General features: G+C 69.6%; 13 protein-coding genes and 1 pseudogene. 5 read left to right on the forward strand and 9 right to left on the reverse strand.

The genetic code is table 11. The features are described 5' to 3' along the window. Window positions 1–22 precede the first annotated feature (22 nt). From DMP23_RS22225 to nadD, 8 genes are all read right to left on the reverse strand, one after another. Window positions 23–2401 carry a ComEC/Rec2 family competence protein gene (locus DMP23_RS22225; protein WP_134663032.1) on the reverse strand — a complete coding sequence of 793 codons (2379 nt, stop codon included), beginning with the start codon at window positions 2399–2401 and terminating at the stop codon, window positions 23–25. Beyond that, window positions 2398–3252 carry a helix-hairpin-helix domain-containing protein gene (locus tag DMP23_RS22230; protein ID WP_205669925.1) on the reverse strand — a complete coding sequence of 285 codons (855 nt, stop codon included), beginning with the start codon at window positions 3250–3252 and terminating at the stop codon, window positions 2398–2400. Before DMP23_RS22230 ends, DMP23_RS22225 begins: the two co-directional genes overlap by 4 nt. Window positions 3253–3574: 322 nt before the next feature. Continuing rightward, window positions 3575–3961, reverse strand: coding sequence for a hypothetical protein (locus DMP23_RS22235; protein ID WP_134732984.1), 387 nt, complete (start codon window positions 3959–3961; stop codon window positions 3575–3577). 448 nt (window positions 3962–4409) lie between these two features. Further along, a complete protein-coding gene (locus DMP23_RS22240) occupies window positions 4410–5255 on the reverse strand; it encodes a DegV family protein (RefSeq protein ID WP_037813714.1) in 846 nt (281 codons plus the stop codon). Between the two features lie 4 nt (window positions 5256–5259). Then, a complete protein-coding gene (gene octT / locus DMP23_RS22245; RefSeq protein WP_037813716.1) occupies window positions 5260–5988 on the reverse strand; it encodes a diglucosylglycerate octanoyltransferase in 729 nt (242 codons plus the stop codon). Window positions 5989–5992: 4 nt separating this feature from the next. Next, entirely contained in the window at window positions 5993–6607 is a 615-nt protein-coding gene (locus DMP23_RS22250) for a histidine phosphatase family protein (protein WP_043837324.1), read from the reverse strand. Next, window positions 6604–7011 (reverse strand): ribosome silencing factor, encoded by a 408-nt coding sequence (gene rsfS / locus DMP23_RS22255; protein WP_037362547.1) that lies wholly within the window; start codon window positions 7009–7011, stop codon window positions 6604–6606. Before rsfS ends, DMP23_RS22250 begins: the two co-directional genes overlap by 4 nt. A gap of 45 nt (window positions 7012–7056) precedes the next feature. After that, a complete protein-coding gene (gene nadD / locus DMP23_RS22260) occupies window positions 7057–7656 on the reverse strand; it encodes a nicotinate-nucleotide adenylyltransferase (RefSeq protein ID WP_078870493.1) in 600 nt (199 codons plus the stop codon). 166 nt (window positions 7657–7822) lie between these two features. On the opposite strand from nadD, the gene DMP23_RS22265 reads away from it, so the two are divergent. From DMP23_RS22265 to argS, 3 genes are all read left to right on the forward strand, one after another. Continuing rightward, window positions 7823–9940: a RecQ family ATP-dependent DNA helicase gene (locus DMP23_RS22265; RefSeq protein ID WP_337822390.1), complete on the forward strand. Its 2118-nt coding sequence runs from the start codon at window positions 7823–7825 to the stop codon at window positions 9938–9940. 690 nt (window positions 9941–10630) lie between these two features. After that, complete coding sequence (locus DMP23_RS22270) at window positions 10631–11920, forward strand: MFS transporter (RefSeq protein WP_043837322.1); 1290 nt, start codon at window positions 10631–10633, stop codon at window positions 11918–11920. A gap of 57 nt (window positions 11921–11977) precedes the next feature. Further along, window positions 11978–13696: an arginine--tRNA ligase gene (gene argS / locus DMP23_RS22275; RefSeq protein ID WP_337822391.1), complete on the forward strand. Its 1719-nt coding sequence runs from the start codon at window positions 11978–11980 to the stop codon at window positions 13694–13696. A 13-nt stretch (window positions 13697–13709) separates the two neighbouring features. Here argS and DMP23_RS22280 read toward each other — a convergent pair whose 3' ends face one another. Further along, window positions 13710–14333, reverse strand: coding sequence for a TetR/AcrR family transcriptional regulator (locus tag DMP23_RS22280; RefSeq protein WP_037813729.1), 624 nt, complete (start codon window positions 14331–14333; stop codon window positions 13710–13712). Between the two features lie 115 nt (window positions 14334–14448). On the opposite strand from DMP23_RS22280, the pseudogene DMP23_RS22285 reads away from it, so the two are divergent. Together DMP23_RS22285 and DMP23_RS22290 are read left to right on the forward strand one after the other, a co-directional pair. After that, window positions 14449–15243, forward strand: a pseudogene (locus DMP23_RS22285) (enoyl-CoA hydratase-related protein). 2 nt (window positions 15244–15245) lie between these two features. After that, window positions 15246–16391, forward strand: coding sequence for an acyl-CoA dehydrogenase family protein (locus tag DMP23_RS22290; protein ID WP_337822392.1), 1146 nt, complete (start codon window positions 15246–15248; stop codon window positions 16389–16391). The last annotated feature ends 1 nt before the right edge of the window (window position 16392 follow it).

Genomic DNA, 16392 nt, shown 5'->3' on the forward strand with positions numbered 1-16392 from the left:
CACCGGCCCGGGGTCCGCCGCACTACCGCGGCGGACCCCGCGGCTCGCCCCGGCGCACCACCGCCGGTCCGCTTCCTCCGGGCAGAACGGCGGTGTCCCCGTCGATATCGGTCCGGGTGACCAGCACTCCCATCGTTCCGAGAACGTCCACTGTGGACTTGCTCGGATGTCCGTATCCGTTGCCCGCGCCGACACTGATCAGCGCCGTGCGCGGCCGCACCGCCGCGAGAAACTGCGGCAGCGAATACCTCGACCCGTGATGCGGCACCTTCAGGACGTCTGCCCGCAGGTCGACGCCCTCGGCAAGCAGATCCGCCTGCGCCGCCAGCTCGACGTCTCCGGTCAGCAGAACCCGGCCAGCCGCGGTGTCGGCGCGCAGGACGACCGAACTGTTGTTGATCATCGTGCCGTCCTGCAACGCCGGTGCACGGGTAGTGGCGTAGCGCGGACCGATCACCTCAAGCGACAGCCCCGGCCACTCCAGCCGCTGCCCGTCGCTCAACTGCACCAGTGGCACGCCGCGACGCCGCGCTTCGCCGGAGACCGACTGCCACGCCCACGCGGGCGCACGCCCTGGCCCTACCGCGATCGCCCCGACCGCCCGTCCGTCGAATACCGAGGCGAGACCGCCGATGTGGTCCGCGTGCAGGTGACTCAGCACAAGCAACGGCACCCGTTCGACGCCCAGCCTCCGCAGGCATTCATCGACCGGCCCTGGCTCCGGCCCGGTGTCGACGACCACGGCGCGACCAGGCTCGGCCGTGGCCAGGACGACCGCATCTCCTTGTCCGACATCGCATTCCACCATCGCCCAGCCGTCCGGCGGCCAGCCAGGCACCAAGACTTTGGCCGGCACGACTGTCAGCAGCACGACGACCAGTCCGATCGCCACTAGCAGCCGCAGCCGGCGAAACCGCGCCGCCACCACGATTGCGACCAGCAGGACCGCCGCGCACAATCCTCCCCACCAGCCTCCGGGCCACGAGAGCGCCGCGCCCGGCGCTCTCGCGCCATGCCGGGCGACGGTGATCAGCCATCGGGCTTCCGGATCCGCTAGATGGATCAGCAGATGCCCCGCACCTGGCCACCACGGGCCGACGACCGTTGCCAGCACTCCCAGCACGGTGACCGGCGCGACCACTGGTGCCGCAAGAACATTGGTCACGACCGAAACCAGGCTGACCGTGCCCGCCATTCCGGCGATGACGGGAGCGGTGACCACGAACGCGGCTAGCGGCACGGCTAGCCCTTCGGCGTAACCGGGCGGGACTCCCCGCCGCACCAACGAATCTGCCCAGCGCGGCGCGAGCAGCACCAGCCCTGCCGTGGCGAGAACCGAAAGAGCGAAACCGAAATTGCCCGCCATCGTCGGATCCCACGCCACCAGTACACAAACGGCGAAGGCCAATGCGGGCAACGCTGAACCACGCCGTCCCAGGGCCAGCGCGAGCAGGCCGATGCCGCCCATTACGCCAGCCCGCACCACACTCGGTTCAGGACCCACCAGGACGAGAAATCCCACTAGGCAGGCTCCAGCCGCTGTTGCGGAAAATCTCGGACCTGCTCGGACCAACCGGCACAGCAGCAGTACGGCTCCGCCGATGATTACAAGGTTGCCACCGCTCACTGCCATCAAGTGGGTGAGTCCGGAGGCTTTGAACTCACCTTCGACCCGTTGCGGCAACGCGCTCGTGTCGCCTAGCACCAGTCCGGGCAGGAGGCCCGCGGGTTCCTCCGGCAGGATCGCGCACAGCGAATGCAAGCTGTTCCGCAGAGCTGCGGCGGCTTGCTGCCACCACGGTGCCGGACCGATATCTGCTGGCGCGGCCCGCACGGAGAGGACTGCTGCGGTTAGTTCGCCGCCGCGTGCGGGCAGGAGACGACCGGATGTCGTCACCTCCTGGCCGGGCAGCAGACGATTCCATTCCGCGACCGGTGCCAGCAACAGAACCCGGCCGGTCGATTCGACTGGCAGACCGTCCACTGTGGCCGTTGCGACTCGGGCCGGGATCGCCACTGACCGGGTTCCCGCCTGTTGGTCGGCGTATCCGGCTTGGTGGATCGGCCGCGGGCGCTCGCTGATCTCGACCCGCAGCGTCGCTGTGACGCCATGTGCGGCAGCGGCTCCCAACGGGTCGGATGATGCGTCGTGGATCCGCAGAGCGGTTGGCACTGCGGCAATGAGTCCGACCAGCAGCAGCGCTCCCCCGGCACCGAGGTATCTGGCACGGCCGCGCACTAGAAGCACTGCCGCGCCGATCACCGCTACGGCACCGATCGCTGTCGCGATCCACCAGCCGAGTTGCAGTCCGGCGAGGGTGGCCACCCATCCGGCGACAGCAGCGGGGACGAGACGGAAATCGTGGTCGCGCCGGGCCGTTTCCTCGGTTTCCAGCTTCATCCGACGGTCACCTGCTCGCGGATTTTTTGGAACTTGCTCTCGCCAATGCCGTCGACGTCGCGAAGTTGTTCCACACTCGAGAATCCGCCGTGCTGCGTGCGCCAGTCGGTGATGCGCCGGGCGGTGACCTCGCCGACGCCTGGGAGGCTGTCGAGTTGTTCGGCGGTCGCGGAGTTCAGGTCGATCTTGCTGGCTGCGGCTCCTGAACCGACCGGTGCCGCTTGCGCGGCTGGGACGCCGACCGCCAGCTGCTCGCCGTCGGTGAGTCTGCGGGCGAGGTTCAGCGTGGTCAGGTCGACGCCCGGGTTGGCACCGCCGGCCGCGCGGAGGGCGTCGGCGACGCGGGAACCCGACGGCACGGTGACTAGCCCTGGCGAGCGCACGTGGCCGACCACGCTGATTACCAGATTCTCGTTCGTCTTCGACGCGTGCGGCACCTGCGCACGGGCAGTCGGGAGCGGCGGGGCGATCTCGGCTGCGGGCGAGCGGCCGAAGATGGCCAGGCCTCCGGCAATGACGGCGGCGGCTGCCAGCAATGCCAGGGCGAAGATCATTCCCCGGCGGCCCAGGAAGCCGGGCAGGCCGGTCGAACCGGGGAGCCAGCGCCGGGTCAGGCGATGCTCGATGTGTTCTGGCAGCCAGCTGCGGACCAGTTTGCCGCCGGGCAAGGAGCTTTCCGGCGGGGGTGGGTTGTCGGCCAGTGCAGACAACCGGGCTTTGCGACCCGTGGGCCGCAAGAGCGGCGTACCGTCCGCCAGCTGGCCGCCCAGTAGCGGTGCACTGTCAGCAACTGCAGCTTCCGGACCTGCTGCGCGAGAGTGCCGCCTTGAGTGGACCGCCGCGCCGTCCATGCCTGTGGGCAGGCGAGGATCCGGTTCCCCGCCGGGCACCTCCTGGCTGTCTGCAGTTGCCGACACACTCGCCCGGCTGCGCGCCGACCGGCCCGCACGGCCGAGGGGCAGCCAGCGGCGGACCGGCCCGCTGCCGGGTCCGCTGAGGTGCGGGACCGCGGCCAGCTGGTCGGCCAGCCAGGTGAGCCTGACGTTGACGGGAGTGCCCTGGTCTCGGGCGGAGGGCTCGAACACACGATCGACGCTAGGCGTCGGCCGGTCCGACTGCGAGCGGGTTCCGCGCGATCTGTGGACAACCCGCCCCTTGGGGACAACTCGGCCTTCAGCTCAGGTGCCGCGCCGGATTTTGTCGGGGCACGCGGTCATACTGGCGGGTTTGGCGCGCGGCACCGGTGATCGAAAAGCGTTCGCGTCCGGCGCGCTCGTCCGCCAGCACCCGGTCTCCGGTCTGCAACCGGATGATTCCCGTTGACTGGCGAGGAAAAGCCGAGACCCGAAGCGCGGTCGAAGACCGGATGGGCGCGCTCGAACAGACCCGCGCGCGACTGCTCGCCGAGCGGTTGCGCTTCAAGTGGCGGCCACGGACTCCGGTCGCGCCGCCGCAAACCGCCTGGTCTTCCGAGAGATCCGCGGCTTGGACGGAACGCTCGACGCGCACAGCCGCGACGACCTGACCCGGATGTCCGCCCGTGCAGCGGTAATCCGGCACTACGAGGACGAATTGGCGCCCTACCGCATGGCGAGTCGCCACGCTGCCCGAGCATCGCGGCAATGGCTACCTCGGCGAAATTCTCGCCGAGGGCACCAGAATTCTTGCTGCACAAGACGTTCGTCGCATCCGTACGGCGACAGATCTCGGCAACGTCCCGATGGCGAACGCGTTCCGGCGCGCCGGATCCTCACCTTCGAGCGCACGATCACGATGTCTTGGCCGTGATTCGAGTGGAGGCTTGGGAACGCGCGGTCGCCCACGTCGCCACGATGGCGGCTGGTGGGCCAGCGGAACCGTCGTAGCGGGAGTTCACCGCGCTCGGTGCCGAACTCGCCGAGGAAGGGCGTCTCGATCCACGGATACTCGGGAAAGTCGCTGGCCACGACGAGCAAGACCTCAAACGCGTCTGGCACCTGCTCGAGCGATTCGGCAACCAGGAAACCAGCTAGGCGCGCTGCACGACCACGCCGAGCACGCCGGGCCCGGTGTGCGCGCCGATGACCGCGCCGATCTCCGACACCACGCATCCCCCGGCGCATCCCGGGATCGCTTCCTCGAGCCGGTTCGCCAATTCGACAGCCCGCTCCGGCGAGGCGAGATGATGCACCGCCAGCTCGACCGGTCCGGTCCCCGCTGCCTGCACGGACAACTCGACCAACCGCCCGATCGCGCGGTTCATCGTGCGCACTTTCTCGAGCGGCAGGATCCGGCCGTCGGACATGTGCAGCACCGGTTTCACCGCGAGCGCGGTGCCGAGCAATGCCGCGGCCGAGCCGATCCGGCCGCCGCGGCGCAGGTGTTCCAACGTCTCTACCACGAACAACGTCGACGATCGTTCGGCCGCTTTCGTCGCGACCTCTTCGACTTCCGCCGGGCTGGCTCCGGAAGCGGCGGCGTCCGCGGCGTGCAGGGCAGCGAATCCCAAACCCATCGCTGTGGTGCGGGAATCGACGACACGCACCCGGTCCGAGCCGACTTCTTCCGCTGCCAGCACTGCGGCTTCCCAGGTGCCGGACAGCTCGCTCGACAGGTGCACGGACACGACCGCGTCCGCACCCGCGTCGAGCGCGGCCCGAAACGCGGTGGCGAACTCGGCCGGGGTGGGCCGGGAAGTCGTGACGATCTTGCGCTCCCCCAGCGCTTCCGCGAGCGCGGCGGGGCCCATCTCGAGGCCGTCGAGCGAACAGACGCCTTCCACGAGGACATGCAGGGGCACCACCCGCACCGAGTGCCGCTCGGCGAAGCCTTCGGGCAGGTGCGCGGTGGAGTCCGTGACCACGGCGACCGACACGTCGTCAGCCTACGTGGCCGGAGCCGAGGTGCGGGGCAACGAGTTTCGCCATCGCGGTGCCGACCGCTTCGTGTCCGGCCCATCCCCAGTGCATGCCGTCGGGATTTCCCGCGCCGCTCAAGACATGTTCGCCAACCACGCCGGGCGTGTCGAGCAACGGCACTTCGCGGCGCGCGGCCCACGAAGCGATCGCAGCGGCTGCTTCGGCGCGTCCTGTGTGTACGCGTCCGTACGCGTCGGCGCGGTGCACCGACGGCAGCATTCCGAACACAGGCAACTCAGGCCGCAGCGCGCGCAAGGCTTCGACAGACTGGTCCAGATAGCTCACGGTCAGCCGCGCAGGAAGCACGCGAGGACGTCCGCGCATCACGACAGACAACCGTGGCTGTGCAGCGAGATAGGCACCGCGTACAACGCGACGCACGCCGTCGGGGCGAAGGTAGCGAAGTCCCTGACGCAAGTACGTCGGCAACGGCGACGGCAGTGTGTCCATGTGGCCGACAGCGAGCACGACAGCGTCGACGCGGCGCAGATCCGCCCACACGCGCGGGTCGCCGGTGAGAGACCACCACAGGTCGCGTGCGGTCCAGCCGATGCCTGCGACGAGATCGGCTTGGCCGGACAACGCGTTCGCGGCGACGTTGGGCCACAGGCGCGGATCGTCGGCCGCGCAAGGGCCCTCGGGGCCGTGGAAACAGAGTGAATCGCCGAAGACGAGCAGCTGCGGGCTCATCGGGTCAGCCGGTGATGCCCGCGTTGTACGCGTGCAACCGCCACTTCCCCTCGCGGTGGCCGAGGTCGACCCAGTGGCAGTTCATGATCCCGCCGAGCGACGGCCAGACCTCGACCGGAAGGCCGAGCAGCTTCGCCGTCAGCGCGAGGATCAGGCCGCCGTGCGAGGCGAGCAGGACCGATTCCCCGGCTCCGGAGTTCGGCTGCATCAGGTCGTCGACCACTTCGGCGGCGCGTTCGGCCACCTCGACGCGGGACTCGCCGCCCGGCGGGGCCCACGCGGCGTCGCTGCGCCACAGCTCGCGGTCGCCCGGGTAGCCCTCGTCGACCTCGGCCCCGGTCAGGCCCTGCCACTCGCCGAGGTGCGTCTCGCGCAGCCGCTTGTCGATCTGCAGCGGCACGCCGATCGCCTCGGTGAGCACCGTCGCGGTGTCGGTGGCCCGGCGCAGGTCGGACGCGATCACCAGCTCCGGCGCGAACCGCGCGAGCGCGGGCACGGCGAAGCGGGCCTGGTTCCAGCCGACCGGGGTCAGCGCCGAATCGAGGTGTCCCTGCATGCGGCCGGCGGCGTTGTAGTCCGTCTCGCCGTGCCGCCAGAGCAGCAGCCGCCGCGGGCTCACGCCTCCGGGCCGTCCGCGTCGCCGGTGTCGTCGGCGGGGACCGTGGCCAGCCCTTCGACCTCGATCCGCGGGCAGTCCTTCCACAGCCGCTCGAGGCCGTAGAACGAGCGCTCGTCCGCGTGCTGGACGTGCACGACGACGTCCACGTAGTCGAGCAGCACCCACCGGCCCTCGCGCGCGCCTTCGCGCCGCACCGGCTTGTGCCCCTCGATGCGGAGCTTCTCCTCGACGTTGTCGACGATCGCGCCGACCTGCCGCTCGTTCGCCGCGGACGCGATCACGAACGCGTCGGTGATCACGAGCTGCTCGGACACGTCCAGGACGACCACGTCGCTGGCCAGCTTGTCCGCCGCCGCGTGCGCGGCCGCCACCGCCAGGTCCCGTGCCTCGGACGTCGCTGCCACAGTGCTCCTTCAAGATTTCGGGTACGCCCGGATGAGGGTACCCGGTCAGGCCTCGGCGTCCTTGCGGTAGAGGTCCTTCTTGGCGATGTAGCGCACAACGCCGTCGGGCACGAGGTACCAGACCGGCTCGCCGCGCTCGACGCGTTCGCGGCATCCGGTGGACGAGATGGACATCGCGGTGACCTCGACCAGGCTCACCTTGCCGCTCGGCAGATGGTGCGAGTTGAGCCGGTAGCCCGGCCGGGTGACGCCGATGAAATGCGCGAAGTCGAACAGCTCGTCGGCCTTGTGCCAGGTGAGGATCTGCTCGAGCGCGTCGGCCCCGGTGATGAAGAACAGCTCGTCGTCCGGGTATTCCTCGTGCAGGTCCCGCAGCGTGTCGACGGTGTAGGTCTGGCCGCCGCGGTCGATGTCGACCCGGCTCACCGAGAAGACCGGGTTGGACGCGGTGGCGATGACCGTCATCAGGTAGCGGTCCTCGGCGCGCGTGACGCGGCGGCCGGACTTCTGCCACGGCTGCCCGGTCGGCACGAAGATGACCTCGTCAAGCGCGAACCGCGACTGGACCTCGCTGGCCGCGACGAGGTGGCCGTGGTGCACGGGGTCGAAGGTGCCGCCCATGACCCCGATCCGGCGTGGTGACATAGCCGGTGAGCCTATACGCGCGGGCACGCGAGGGCTCCCCGTCGCGACTGCGAGCTAGGTTACTGTTGTGACATGAGTCACATAACTCTGCGTTTCCGGCCGGAAACCGTCCGTTCCGGTCCGGGCGGCTCCGGGATTGTCGGGCGCATGGGGTAGACCGGGGGACGTGGACATCACCGACACCACCCCAGACCTCCGGACCCGCGCGGAAACCCTGCTCCGGGCGCTCGCCGGGGACAACGCCGCCCTCCGGGAAGACCAGTGGACCGCCATCGAGGCACTGGTCGCGCACCACCGGCGCGCGCTCGTCGTGCAGCGCACCGGCTGGGGCAAGTCGGCGGTGTACTTCCTGGCCACCGCGCTGCTGCGGGAACAGGGAGCGGGGCCGACGGTCATCGTGTCGCCGCTGCTCGCCCTGATGCGCAACCAGATCTCCGCCGCCGCCAGGGCGGGGATCCACGCGGCCACCATCAACTCGGCGAACGCGCAGGAGTGGGACCAGGTCCAGGCGTCGGTGGCCGCGGGCGAGGTGGACGTGCTGCTGGTCAGCCCGGAACGGCTGAACAACCCGGACTTCCGCGACAGCGTGCTGCCGAAGCTCACCGCCAGCGCCGGCCTGCTGGTGGTGGACGAGGCGCACTGCATTTCGGACTGGGGCCACGACTTCCGGCCGGACTACCGGCGGCTGCGCACGCTGCTCGGCGACCTGCCGGAAGGCGTGCCGGTGCTGGCCACCACCGCGACCGCGAACGACCGGGTGGCCACCGATGTCGCCGAGCAGCTCGGCATCGGCGGCGAGACGGACACGCTCGTCCTGCGCGGTCCGCTCGACCGGGAGAGCCTGCGGCTGGCCGTGGCCGAACTGCCCAGCGACGAGGCGCGGCTGGCCTGGCTCGCCGAGCACCTGGCGGAGCTGCCGGGGTCGGGCATCATCTACACGCTCACCGTCGCCGCCGCGCACGACGTCACCGCGCTGCTGTCCGACCGCGGTTATCCGGTGGCCGCCTACACCGGGAAGACCGATCCGGCCGACCGCCAGGCCGCGGAGGACGACCTGCTGGAGAACCGGGTCAAGGCGCTGGTCGCGACATCGGCGCTCGGGATGGGGTTCGACAAGCCGGACCTCGGGTTCGTGGTGCACCTCGGCGCGCCGTCGTCGCCGATCGCGTACTACCAGCAGGTCGGCCGCGCCGGCCGCGGCGTCGAACGGGCCGAGGTGGTGCTGCTGCCCGGGCGGGAGGACAAGGCGATCTGGGCGTACTTCGGGTCGCTGGCGTTCCCGGACGAGCTGCGCGTCACGCAGGTGCTCAACGCGCTCGCGTACGCCGACCGTCCACTTTCGACAGCCGCGCTGGAGCCGTCGGTCGAGCTTTCCCGGTCCCGGCTGGAGATGGTGCTGAAAGTGCTCGATGTGGACGGTGCGGTGCGCCGGGTGCGCGGCGGCTGGGAAAGCACCGGGCAGCCGTGGGAGTACGACCGGGAGCGGTACGAACGGGTCGGTGTCGCGCGGGCGGCCGAGCAGGAGGCGATGCTCGGGTACATCCGCACCAGCGGGTGCCGGATGGAGTATCTGCGGCGGCAGCTCGACGATCCGGAGGCGGTGCCGTGCGGCCGGTGCGACAACTGCACCGGGGAGCACTGGAGCACGGCGGTGTCCGACGAGATCGCGGGTGCCACGCGGGAACGGCTGGACCGGCCCGGGGTCGAGGTCGCGCCGCGCAAACAGTGGCCGAGCGGGATGAAAGGGCTCGACGTGCCGCTGTCGGGCCGGATCAAAACCGAGGAGCAGGCCGAGCCAGGGCAGGTGCTGGGCAGGCTCACGGACGTGGGCTGGGGCGGCCGGCTGCGCGAACTGCTCGGACCGGGCGCGCCGGACGCCGAGGTCCCCGACTCGGTGTTCGACGCGTGCGTGAAGGTGCTCGCGGGATGGCAATGGGCGCAACGTCCGGTGGCGGTGGTGGCGATCCCGTCGGCGACGCGGCCGCAACTGGTGGACAGCCTCGCACTGCAGCTGTCGGCGATCGGCAGGCTGGATTACCTGGGCGAACTGGCGTCGGCCGGACCGCCGCCGCGGCAGGCGAACAGCGCCCAGCGGCTGGCGGATCTGTGGCGGAGGTTGAGCCTGCCGGAGGACGTGGCGGCGAGCGTCGCGCAGACGCGCGGGCCGGTGCTGCTGGTGGACGACCTGATCGACACCGGCTGGACGATGACCCTGGCGGCACGGCTGCTGCGCCGGGCCGGGGCGGAGGGGGTGTTGCCGTTCGCGTTGGCGACCACTGCTTGAGGTGCGCTGGGTCTGGGCGGCTGGGCGAGGTTGCTGGGGCGGCCGGGTCGGTTGCTGGCGGGTGCCCTCTTGTCTGCGGGGCCGGGCGGTGGCGGCTTAGCGGCTAGGCAAGATTGGCTTCGCGGCTAGGCGGGATTGGCTGGGATGGCCGAAGGCGGCTGCTGGCTGGCGAGTGCGGCGGGCCGGGACTAGCCGGGTGAAGTGAGCCCGCGCTCGACGAGCTGCCCGCCGCGGTTGCGAGCGCGGGTCGAGGCACAGCGAAGGCTGCCAGGCTGATCCGAGATGCCGCACGAACGAAGCGGGGCGGGGCGGGGCGGGGCGGGGCGGGGCGGGGCGGGGACGAGCATCTGCCAACCAGCCCGGCTGCCAGCCTCGCGCGAAGCGGCGTGCGCGCCCGCGCCACCGCGCATTTGCCGCGCGGCAACGCCTGCACCACCGCACGAGCCCGTGCAGCTTCCGCCATCGCACGATCCTCTGCGCCCTCACCACCGCACGATCCTGTGCAGCTTCCGCCATCGCACGATCCTCCGCAGCCTGCGCCACCGCACGATCCCGTGCAGCAAAGGCGATCCCGCGTCACACACCGCAGTGGGACAAGCACCAACTGCCATCCTTCCCCGAGATCTACCGATCTCCGGGCATTTCTGGCAAAGTCCCGTTCCGCCCGTGCGGACGTGTGGAGGTTGCCCGATGGCCGGTTCGACGACCGAAGGCATTGCCCGGCATCGGTTGCCGGTGCGGAAGTTGTTCGCTGCCAGTGCGGGCAATGCGCTCGAGTGGTTCGACTGGACGATCTACGCGACCTTCAGCATCTACTTCGCCGGCGCGTTCTTCCCTCCTGGCAACGAAACGCTCGCCCTGATCAACACGTTCGCCACTTACGCGCTCGCGTTCTTCTTCCGGCCGCTCGGCGGCGTGCTGCTCGGGCGGTTCGCCGACGTGCACGGGCGCAAGCCCGCCATGATTCTCACCATTTCGCTGATGGCGGGCGGGTCGGTCGCGATCGGGCTGCTGCCCACGTTCGCACAGGTCGGGTGGCTGGCTCCGATTCTTCTCCTGCTCGCGCGGATCGCTCAGGGGCTTTCGCTCGGCGGCGAGGTTTCCAACGCTTCCGCGTACCTCGGCGAGGTCGCGCCCAAGGAACGCCGGGGGCGCTACTCCTCGTTCTTTTACATCTCCACCGGGTCCGCGGTCCTCATCGCGACCGTGCTCGGGTTCGTGCTCGCCCGCACGATGGACAAGGCGCACCTCAGCTCGTTCGGCTGGCGGATTCCGTTCCTGCTCGGCGGGGTGCTCGGGCTGGTCGGGCTGTGGCTGCGCCGCAGTCTCGCGGAAACCGAGCTGTACCACGAGAAAAAGGAGACCGCGCGACGCGTTGAGCGGCCGTTGCTCACCACGATCACCCAACATCCCAAGGCGGTCGGGCAGCTCATCGGGTTCTCGATGCTCTCGACGCTGTGCTACTACACCTTCTTCAGCGCCCTCACGTCCTTCGCCGTCAAGGGGCGCGGCGCGAACGACGTCGACACCTTCCTCGCGCTTTCCATCGCGACCGCGCTCTTCGTCGTCCTCCAGTATCCGATGGGCGCCCTCGCGGACCGGTACGGGCGGCGGCCTCAGCTGCTGGTCTGGTCCGGCGCGACGGCACTCGTGATCGTCCCGCTCTCCTACCTCGTGCGGCCCGGATTTTGGAATCTGCTCATCGTGTTCTGCGTCGGCCTCGCGCTCTACACCGCGATGACCTCGCTCGCCCCGGCGATCATGAGCGAGCTCTTCCCCACCGAACTCCGCGGGCTCGGCATCGGCGCCTGGTACAACCTGACCGTCGCCGTGTTCGGCGGGACCGCGCCGCTCGTGCTCAGCGCACTGTCCGCGGCTGGTGCTGCCACTGCCTTCTTCTGGTACGTCGCTGTCGGGGCGGCGATCGCGTTCTTCGTGATCCTCCGGATGCCCGAAACGAAGGGCAGTGAACTGCGGTAAACCCGCTCGCGCGCGGTCGGTAGGCTTCAACGATCGACTACGCGAAGGAGGGACACCGTGCGCAAGCCCGAGGTTAGTGAGGAACTGGCCCGACGCGTGGTGGCAGCGCTCCGCCGCGCGTTCGACGTCGACCTCGACCCGTCCGCGGCGCTCATCGCGGTGTCCACTCGCGACGGTGTCGACTACCAGTGCAACCTGGCGATGAGCCTCGGCAAACGGCTTGGCAAACCGCCCCGCGAGGTCGCGGCCGGGATCGTCGAGAACCTGGAGCTGGACGGGGTCGCCGACCGGCCGGAGATCGCCGGGCCGGGATTCCTGAACTTCGTGCTGCGCCGCGAATGGCTCGAGCAGCGCGTCGCCGAGCAGGCCCGCGACGACCGGCTCGGGGTGGCCGAAGCCGAGCAGCCGCGCCGGGTCGCGCTCGACTACAGCAGTCCCAACGTCGCCAAGGAAATGCACGTCGGGCATCTGCGTTCCACGGTGCTCGGCGACGCGATCAGCAGGTTGCTGCGCTTCGTCGGGCACGAGGTGCTGCCGCACAACCACCTCGGCGACTGGGGCACGCCGTTCGGCATGCTCATCGAGCATCATCTGGACGAACCGTCCGGCGACCGCAGCGACCTCAACGCGTTCTACCAGGCCGCGCGCCGGAAGTTCGACGCCGACGAGGCGTTCGCGACCCGCTCCCGCGAGCGGGTGGTGAAACTCCAGGGCGGCGACCCGGACACGCTCGCTTTCTGGCAGGAACTCGTCGATGAGTCGACACGGCACTTCAACGCGGCCTACCGCAAGCTCGGCATCACGCTCACCGACGACGACATCTACGGCGAGAGCTTCTACAACCCGTACCTGGGCGAAGTCGTCGACGAACTCGAGGCCGACGGCCTCACCGAGATCAGCGACGGCGCGGTCTGCGTGTTCCCGGAAGGCTTCACCAACCGCGAGGGCGACCGTCTCCCGCTAATCGTCCGCAAGCGCGACGGCGGCTACGGCTACGCGGCCACCGACCTCGCCACCATCCGGTATTGGACCGCCGAACGCGGCGCGACCGACCTGCTGTACGTCGTCGGCACCCCGCAGGCGCAGCACTTCGCGATGATCTTCGCGGTGGCCCGTGCGGCCGGCTGGCTCGACGGCGTGCACGCCGAGCACATCGGGTTCGGCTCGATCCTCGGCGCGGACGGCAAGGTGATGCGCACCCGCGCCGGCGAGACGATCAAGCTCTCCAGCCTGCTCGACGAAGCCGTGGCGCAGGCCGCGGAAGTCGTTGCCGAGCGGAGTGAACTCAGCAAGGAAGAGCAGCAGGAAGTCGCGCGCGCGGTCGGGATCGGCGCGGTGAAGTACGCCGACCTTTCCAGCGACCGCGAACGCGACTACGTGTTCGACTGGGACCGCATGCTCGCCAAGGACGGCAACACGTCCGTCTACCTGCAGTACGCGCACGCGCGGATCGAGTCGATCCTCGCGAAAGCCGGAGAGCCCGTCGAGGACGCGCCGATCCTGCTTCAGGAGCCTGCGGAACGCGCGCTCGCGCTGACGCTGCTGCGGTTCAGCGAAGCGATCAGCGCGGCGACGTCCGCGTACGCGCCGCACAAGCTGTGTACGTACCTGTACGACACCGCGGTCACCTTCTCGCGCTTCTACGAACAGTGCCCGGTGCTGATCGCGGAAACGCCGGAGCTGCGCGCTTCGCGGGTACAGCTGGCCACGCTCACGTCGCGCACACTCGTGCAGGGCTTGGCGTTGCTCGGCATCGAGGCCCCGCGCCGCCTCTAGCACGCCGTCCGAGCTATCCGGACTGTCCGATGTGGACGAGCGCCAGCAACGTATCGGCGACCTCGTCCACGGCTTTCCCCCGCGCGGCGGACGGCAGTTCACCGCACCACGTCGGCGCCTGGCTCATCGCGGCGTGCATGCACTGCAGCACGGTGTCGACGCTGGTGACGGTGAACTCGCCGCTCGCCACGCCCTCTTCGATCAGCGCGCGGAAAAGCGCGTCGTGGCGGAGGCGGAGTTCCTTGATGCGCTCGCGTTGCGCGCTCGGCCACTCGCGCGGCATCAAGAACAGCCGCAGCGCCGCCGGATAGTCGTTGACCGCGATCGTGACGTGTTCGTGGATTAGCGCGCGCAGCCGGGCTTCCGGCGTGCCCTCGGTGCGGTCGAGCAACTGCTCCAGCCGGGCCGTCCACTCGTCGCCGAGCGTCTCGATCGCCGCTGTGCCCAGCTCGTCCTTGCTGGAGAAGTAGTAGTACAGCGAGCCCTTCGTGACGTCCAGGCGCTCGGCGACGTGCTCCAGGCTCACCGCGTCGTAGCCGCGTTCGCCGAACAGTTCGGCCGCCGCCGTCAGGATCTCCTGGATCCGCTTGCCCCGCTTGCGCCGCACGCGCTCGGACGGCGGTTTCACCGCGCCCATCCTGCTCCTCCCGGTTTTCCGCTGTCCCGGAAGCCTACCGGTTGACTGTAAGTTCAACTCTTGACTCTACAGTCAAATTTTGTCACCGTGGTCAGACGACAGACGGGAGCGAACGATGGAGTTCGAGGACATCCGGTACGAGATCGACGGTCCGGCCGCGGTCGTCACGATCGACCGGCCGGAGCGCTACAACGCCTTCCGCGGGCGGACGGTCGACGAGCTGATCAAGGCGTTCCGCTTGGCGTGGGCGGACAAGCACGTGCAGGCGGTGATCCTCACCGGCGCCGGCGAGAAGGCGTTCTGCACCGGCGGCGACGTCAAACAGCGCGCGGAGACCGGCGACTACGGCCCGACCTAGAGCGGCATGTTCGAGATCGGAAACCTGCACAAGCTCATCCGCGACATCCCGAAGCCGGTGATCGCCGCGGTCAACGGCGTCGCGGTCGGCGGCGGGCACGTGCTGCACGTCCTGTGCGACGTCACGATCGCCAGCGAGACCGCGCGGTTCGGCCAGGCCGGTCCGCGGGTCGGGTCGTTCGACGCCGGGTTCGGCTCGGCTTATCTCGCGCGGGTCGTCGGAGAGAAGAAGGCGCGCGAGATCTGGTTCTTCTGCCGCCAGTACGACGCGGCCGAGGCGGAGCGGATGGGTCTGGTCAACGCCGTCGTCCCGCCGGGCGAACTGCTCAAGACCGCCAAGGCGTGGGCCGACGAAGCCGCCGAGAAAAGCCCGACCGCACTGCGTTTTCTCAAGCAGTCCTTCAACGCGGACACCGACCACCAGGCCGGACTGTCCAATTTGGCCATGTCCGCGCTCGATCTGTTCACTGCCTCGCCGGAGGGCTTGGAGGGTGCGCAAGCGTTTGCGGAGAAGCGCAAGCCGGACTTCGTCTCGCACGTGAACTGGCACTGACCATGGACTTCACCTTCACCGGCGACGAGGACGCTTACCGGCACGAGCTGCGCCGGTTCGCGACGAAAGTCCTTGCACCGCATTACCAATCCGACGACAAAGCGGCGAAGCTGCGACCCCAGCTCGTCGCGGACCTGGCCTCGATGGGCCTGACCGGCTTGCGCATCCCGGAACGACACGGCGGCCAGGAGGCCAGCGCGGTCGTCGCCGGGATGGCGGCCGAGGAGGTCGCGCGCGGCGACTTCAACGCGGCTTACCTGATCATCGTCAGCGCGCTGGTCAGCGACATCCTCACCCGCAACGCGACCGAGGAGCAGCAGGCCGCGTGGTTGCCGCCGATCGCGTCCGGCGAGGTCGTGCCCGCGTTCTGCATCACCGAACCCGGACACGGCACCGACGCCGCGAAGCTGGAGATGAAGGCCGAACCGGACGGCGACGGCTGGCGGCTCACCGGCGAGAAAACGTCGATCACGCTGGGTATGTCCGCCGACGTCGCGCTCGTGCTCGCCCGTACCGGCGGCCCCGGTGCCCGCGGCGTCAGCGCGTTCTGGGTCGAACTGGACGACGCGTACGTCTCGCGGGCAGCGTTCGACGACCTCGGCAGCCGGGCGATCGGCCGCGCTTCCCTGCACTTCGACGGGCTGCCCGTCCCGAAGGAAGCGTTGGTCGGCGGCGAAGGCCAGGGGTTCGTCTCCGTGATGCAAGGTTTCGACTACTCGCGCGCGATCATCGGGCTCGCCTGCCTTGGCGCAGCGCAGGTTTCGGTCGACGAGGCGTTGCAGTGGTCTCGCGACCGCGAAGCGTTCGGCAGTCCGATCGGCACGTTTCAGGGCGTCGCGTTCCCGCTCGCTGAGCAGGCGACGTACCTGCGCGGCGCCCGGCACGTCTGTTACGAGGCGTTGTGGCGCAAGGACAACGACGCCGAGCACAGCACCGAGGCCGCGATGGCGAAGTTCTGGGCGCCGAAGCTCGCCGCCGAGACCATCCACCAGTGCCTGCTGACGTTCGGGCACCTCGGGTACTCCAGCGAAAGCCCGGTCGGTCAACGGCTTCGCGACGTGATCGGCCTCGAAATCGGCGACGGCACCGCGCAGGTGTCGAAGCTCGTCATCGCGCGCAACCTGCTCGGCCGCGCCTACGCACCCTAAG

Origin of the sequence: Amycolatopsis sp. A1MSW2902 (genome assembly GCF_017312175.1) — a bacterium.
Lineage (GTDB): Bacteria > Actinomycetota > Actinomycetes > Mycobacteriales > Pseudonocardiaceae > Amycolatopsis > Amycolatopsis nivea.

Coding starts and splice junctions, on each gene's coding strand:
- DMP23_RS22270 (WP_043837322.1), top strand. CDS start 10,631: ATGGCCGGTTCGACGACCGAAGGCATTGCCCGGCATCGGTTGCCGGTG.
- DMP23_RS22230 (WP_205669925.1), bottom strand. CDS start 3,252: ATGGACGGCGCGGCGGTCCACTCAAGGCGGCACTCTCGCGCAGCAGGT.
- DMP23_RS22290 (WP_337822392.1), top strand. CDS start 15,246: ATGGACTTCACCTTCACCGGCGACGAGGACGCTTACCGGCACGAGCTG.
- DMP23_RS22225 (WP_134663032.1), bottom strand. CDS start 2,401: ATGAAGCTGGAAACCGAGGAAACGGCCCGGCGCGACCACGATTTCCGT.
- octT (WP_037813716.1), bottom strand. CDS start 5,988: ATGAGCCCGCAGCTGCTCGTCTTCGGCGATTCACTCTGTTTCCACGGC.
- nadD (WP_078870493.1), bottom strand. CDS start 7,656: ATGTCACCACGCCGGATCGGGGTCATGGGCGGCACCTTCGACCCCGTG.
- DMP23_RS22280 (WP_037813729.1), bottom strand. CDS start 14,333: ATGGGCGCGGTGAAACCGCCGTCCGAGCGCGTGCGGCGCAAGCGGGGC.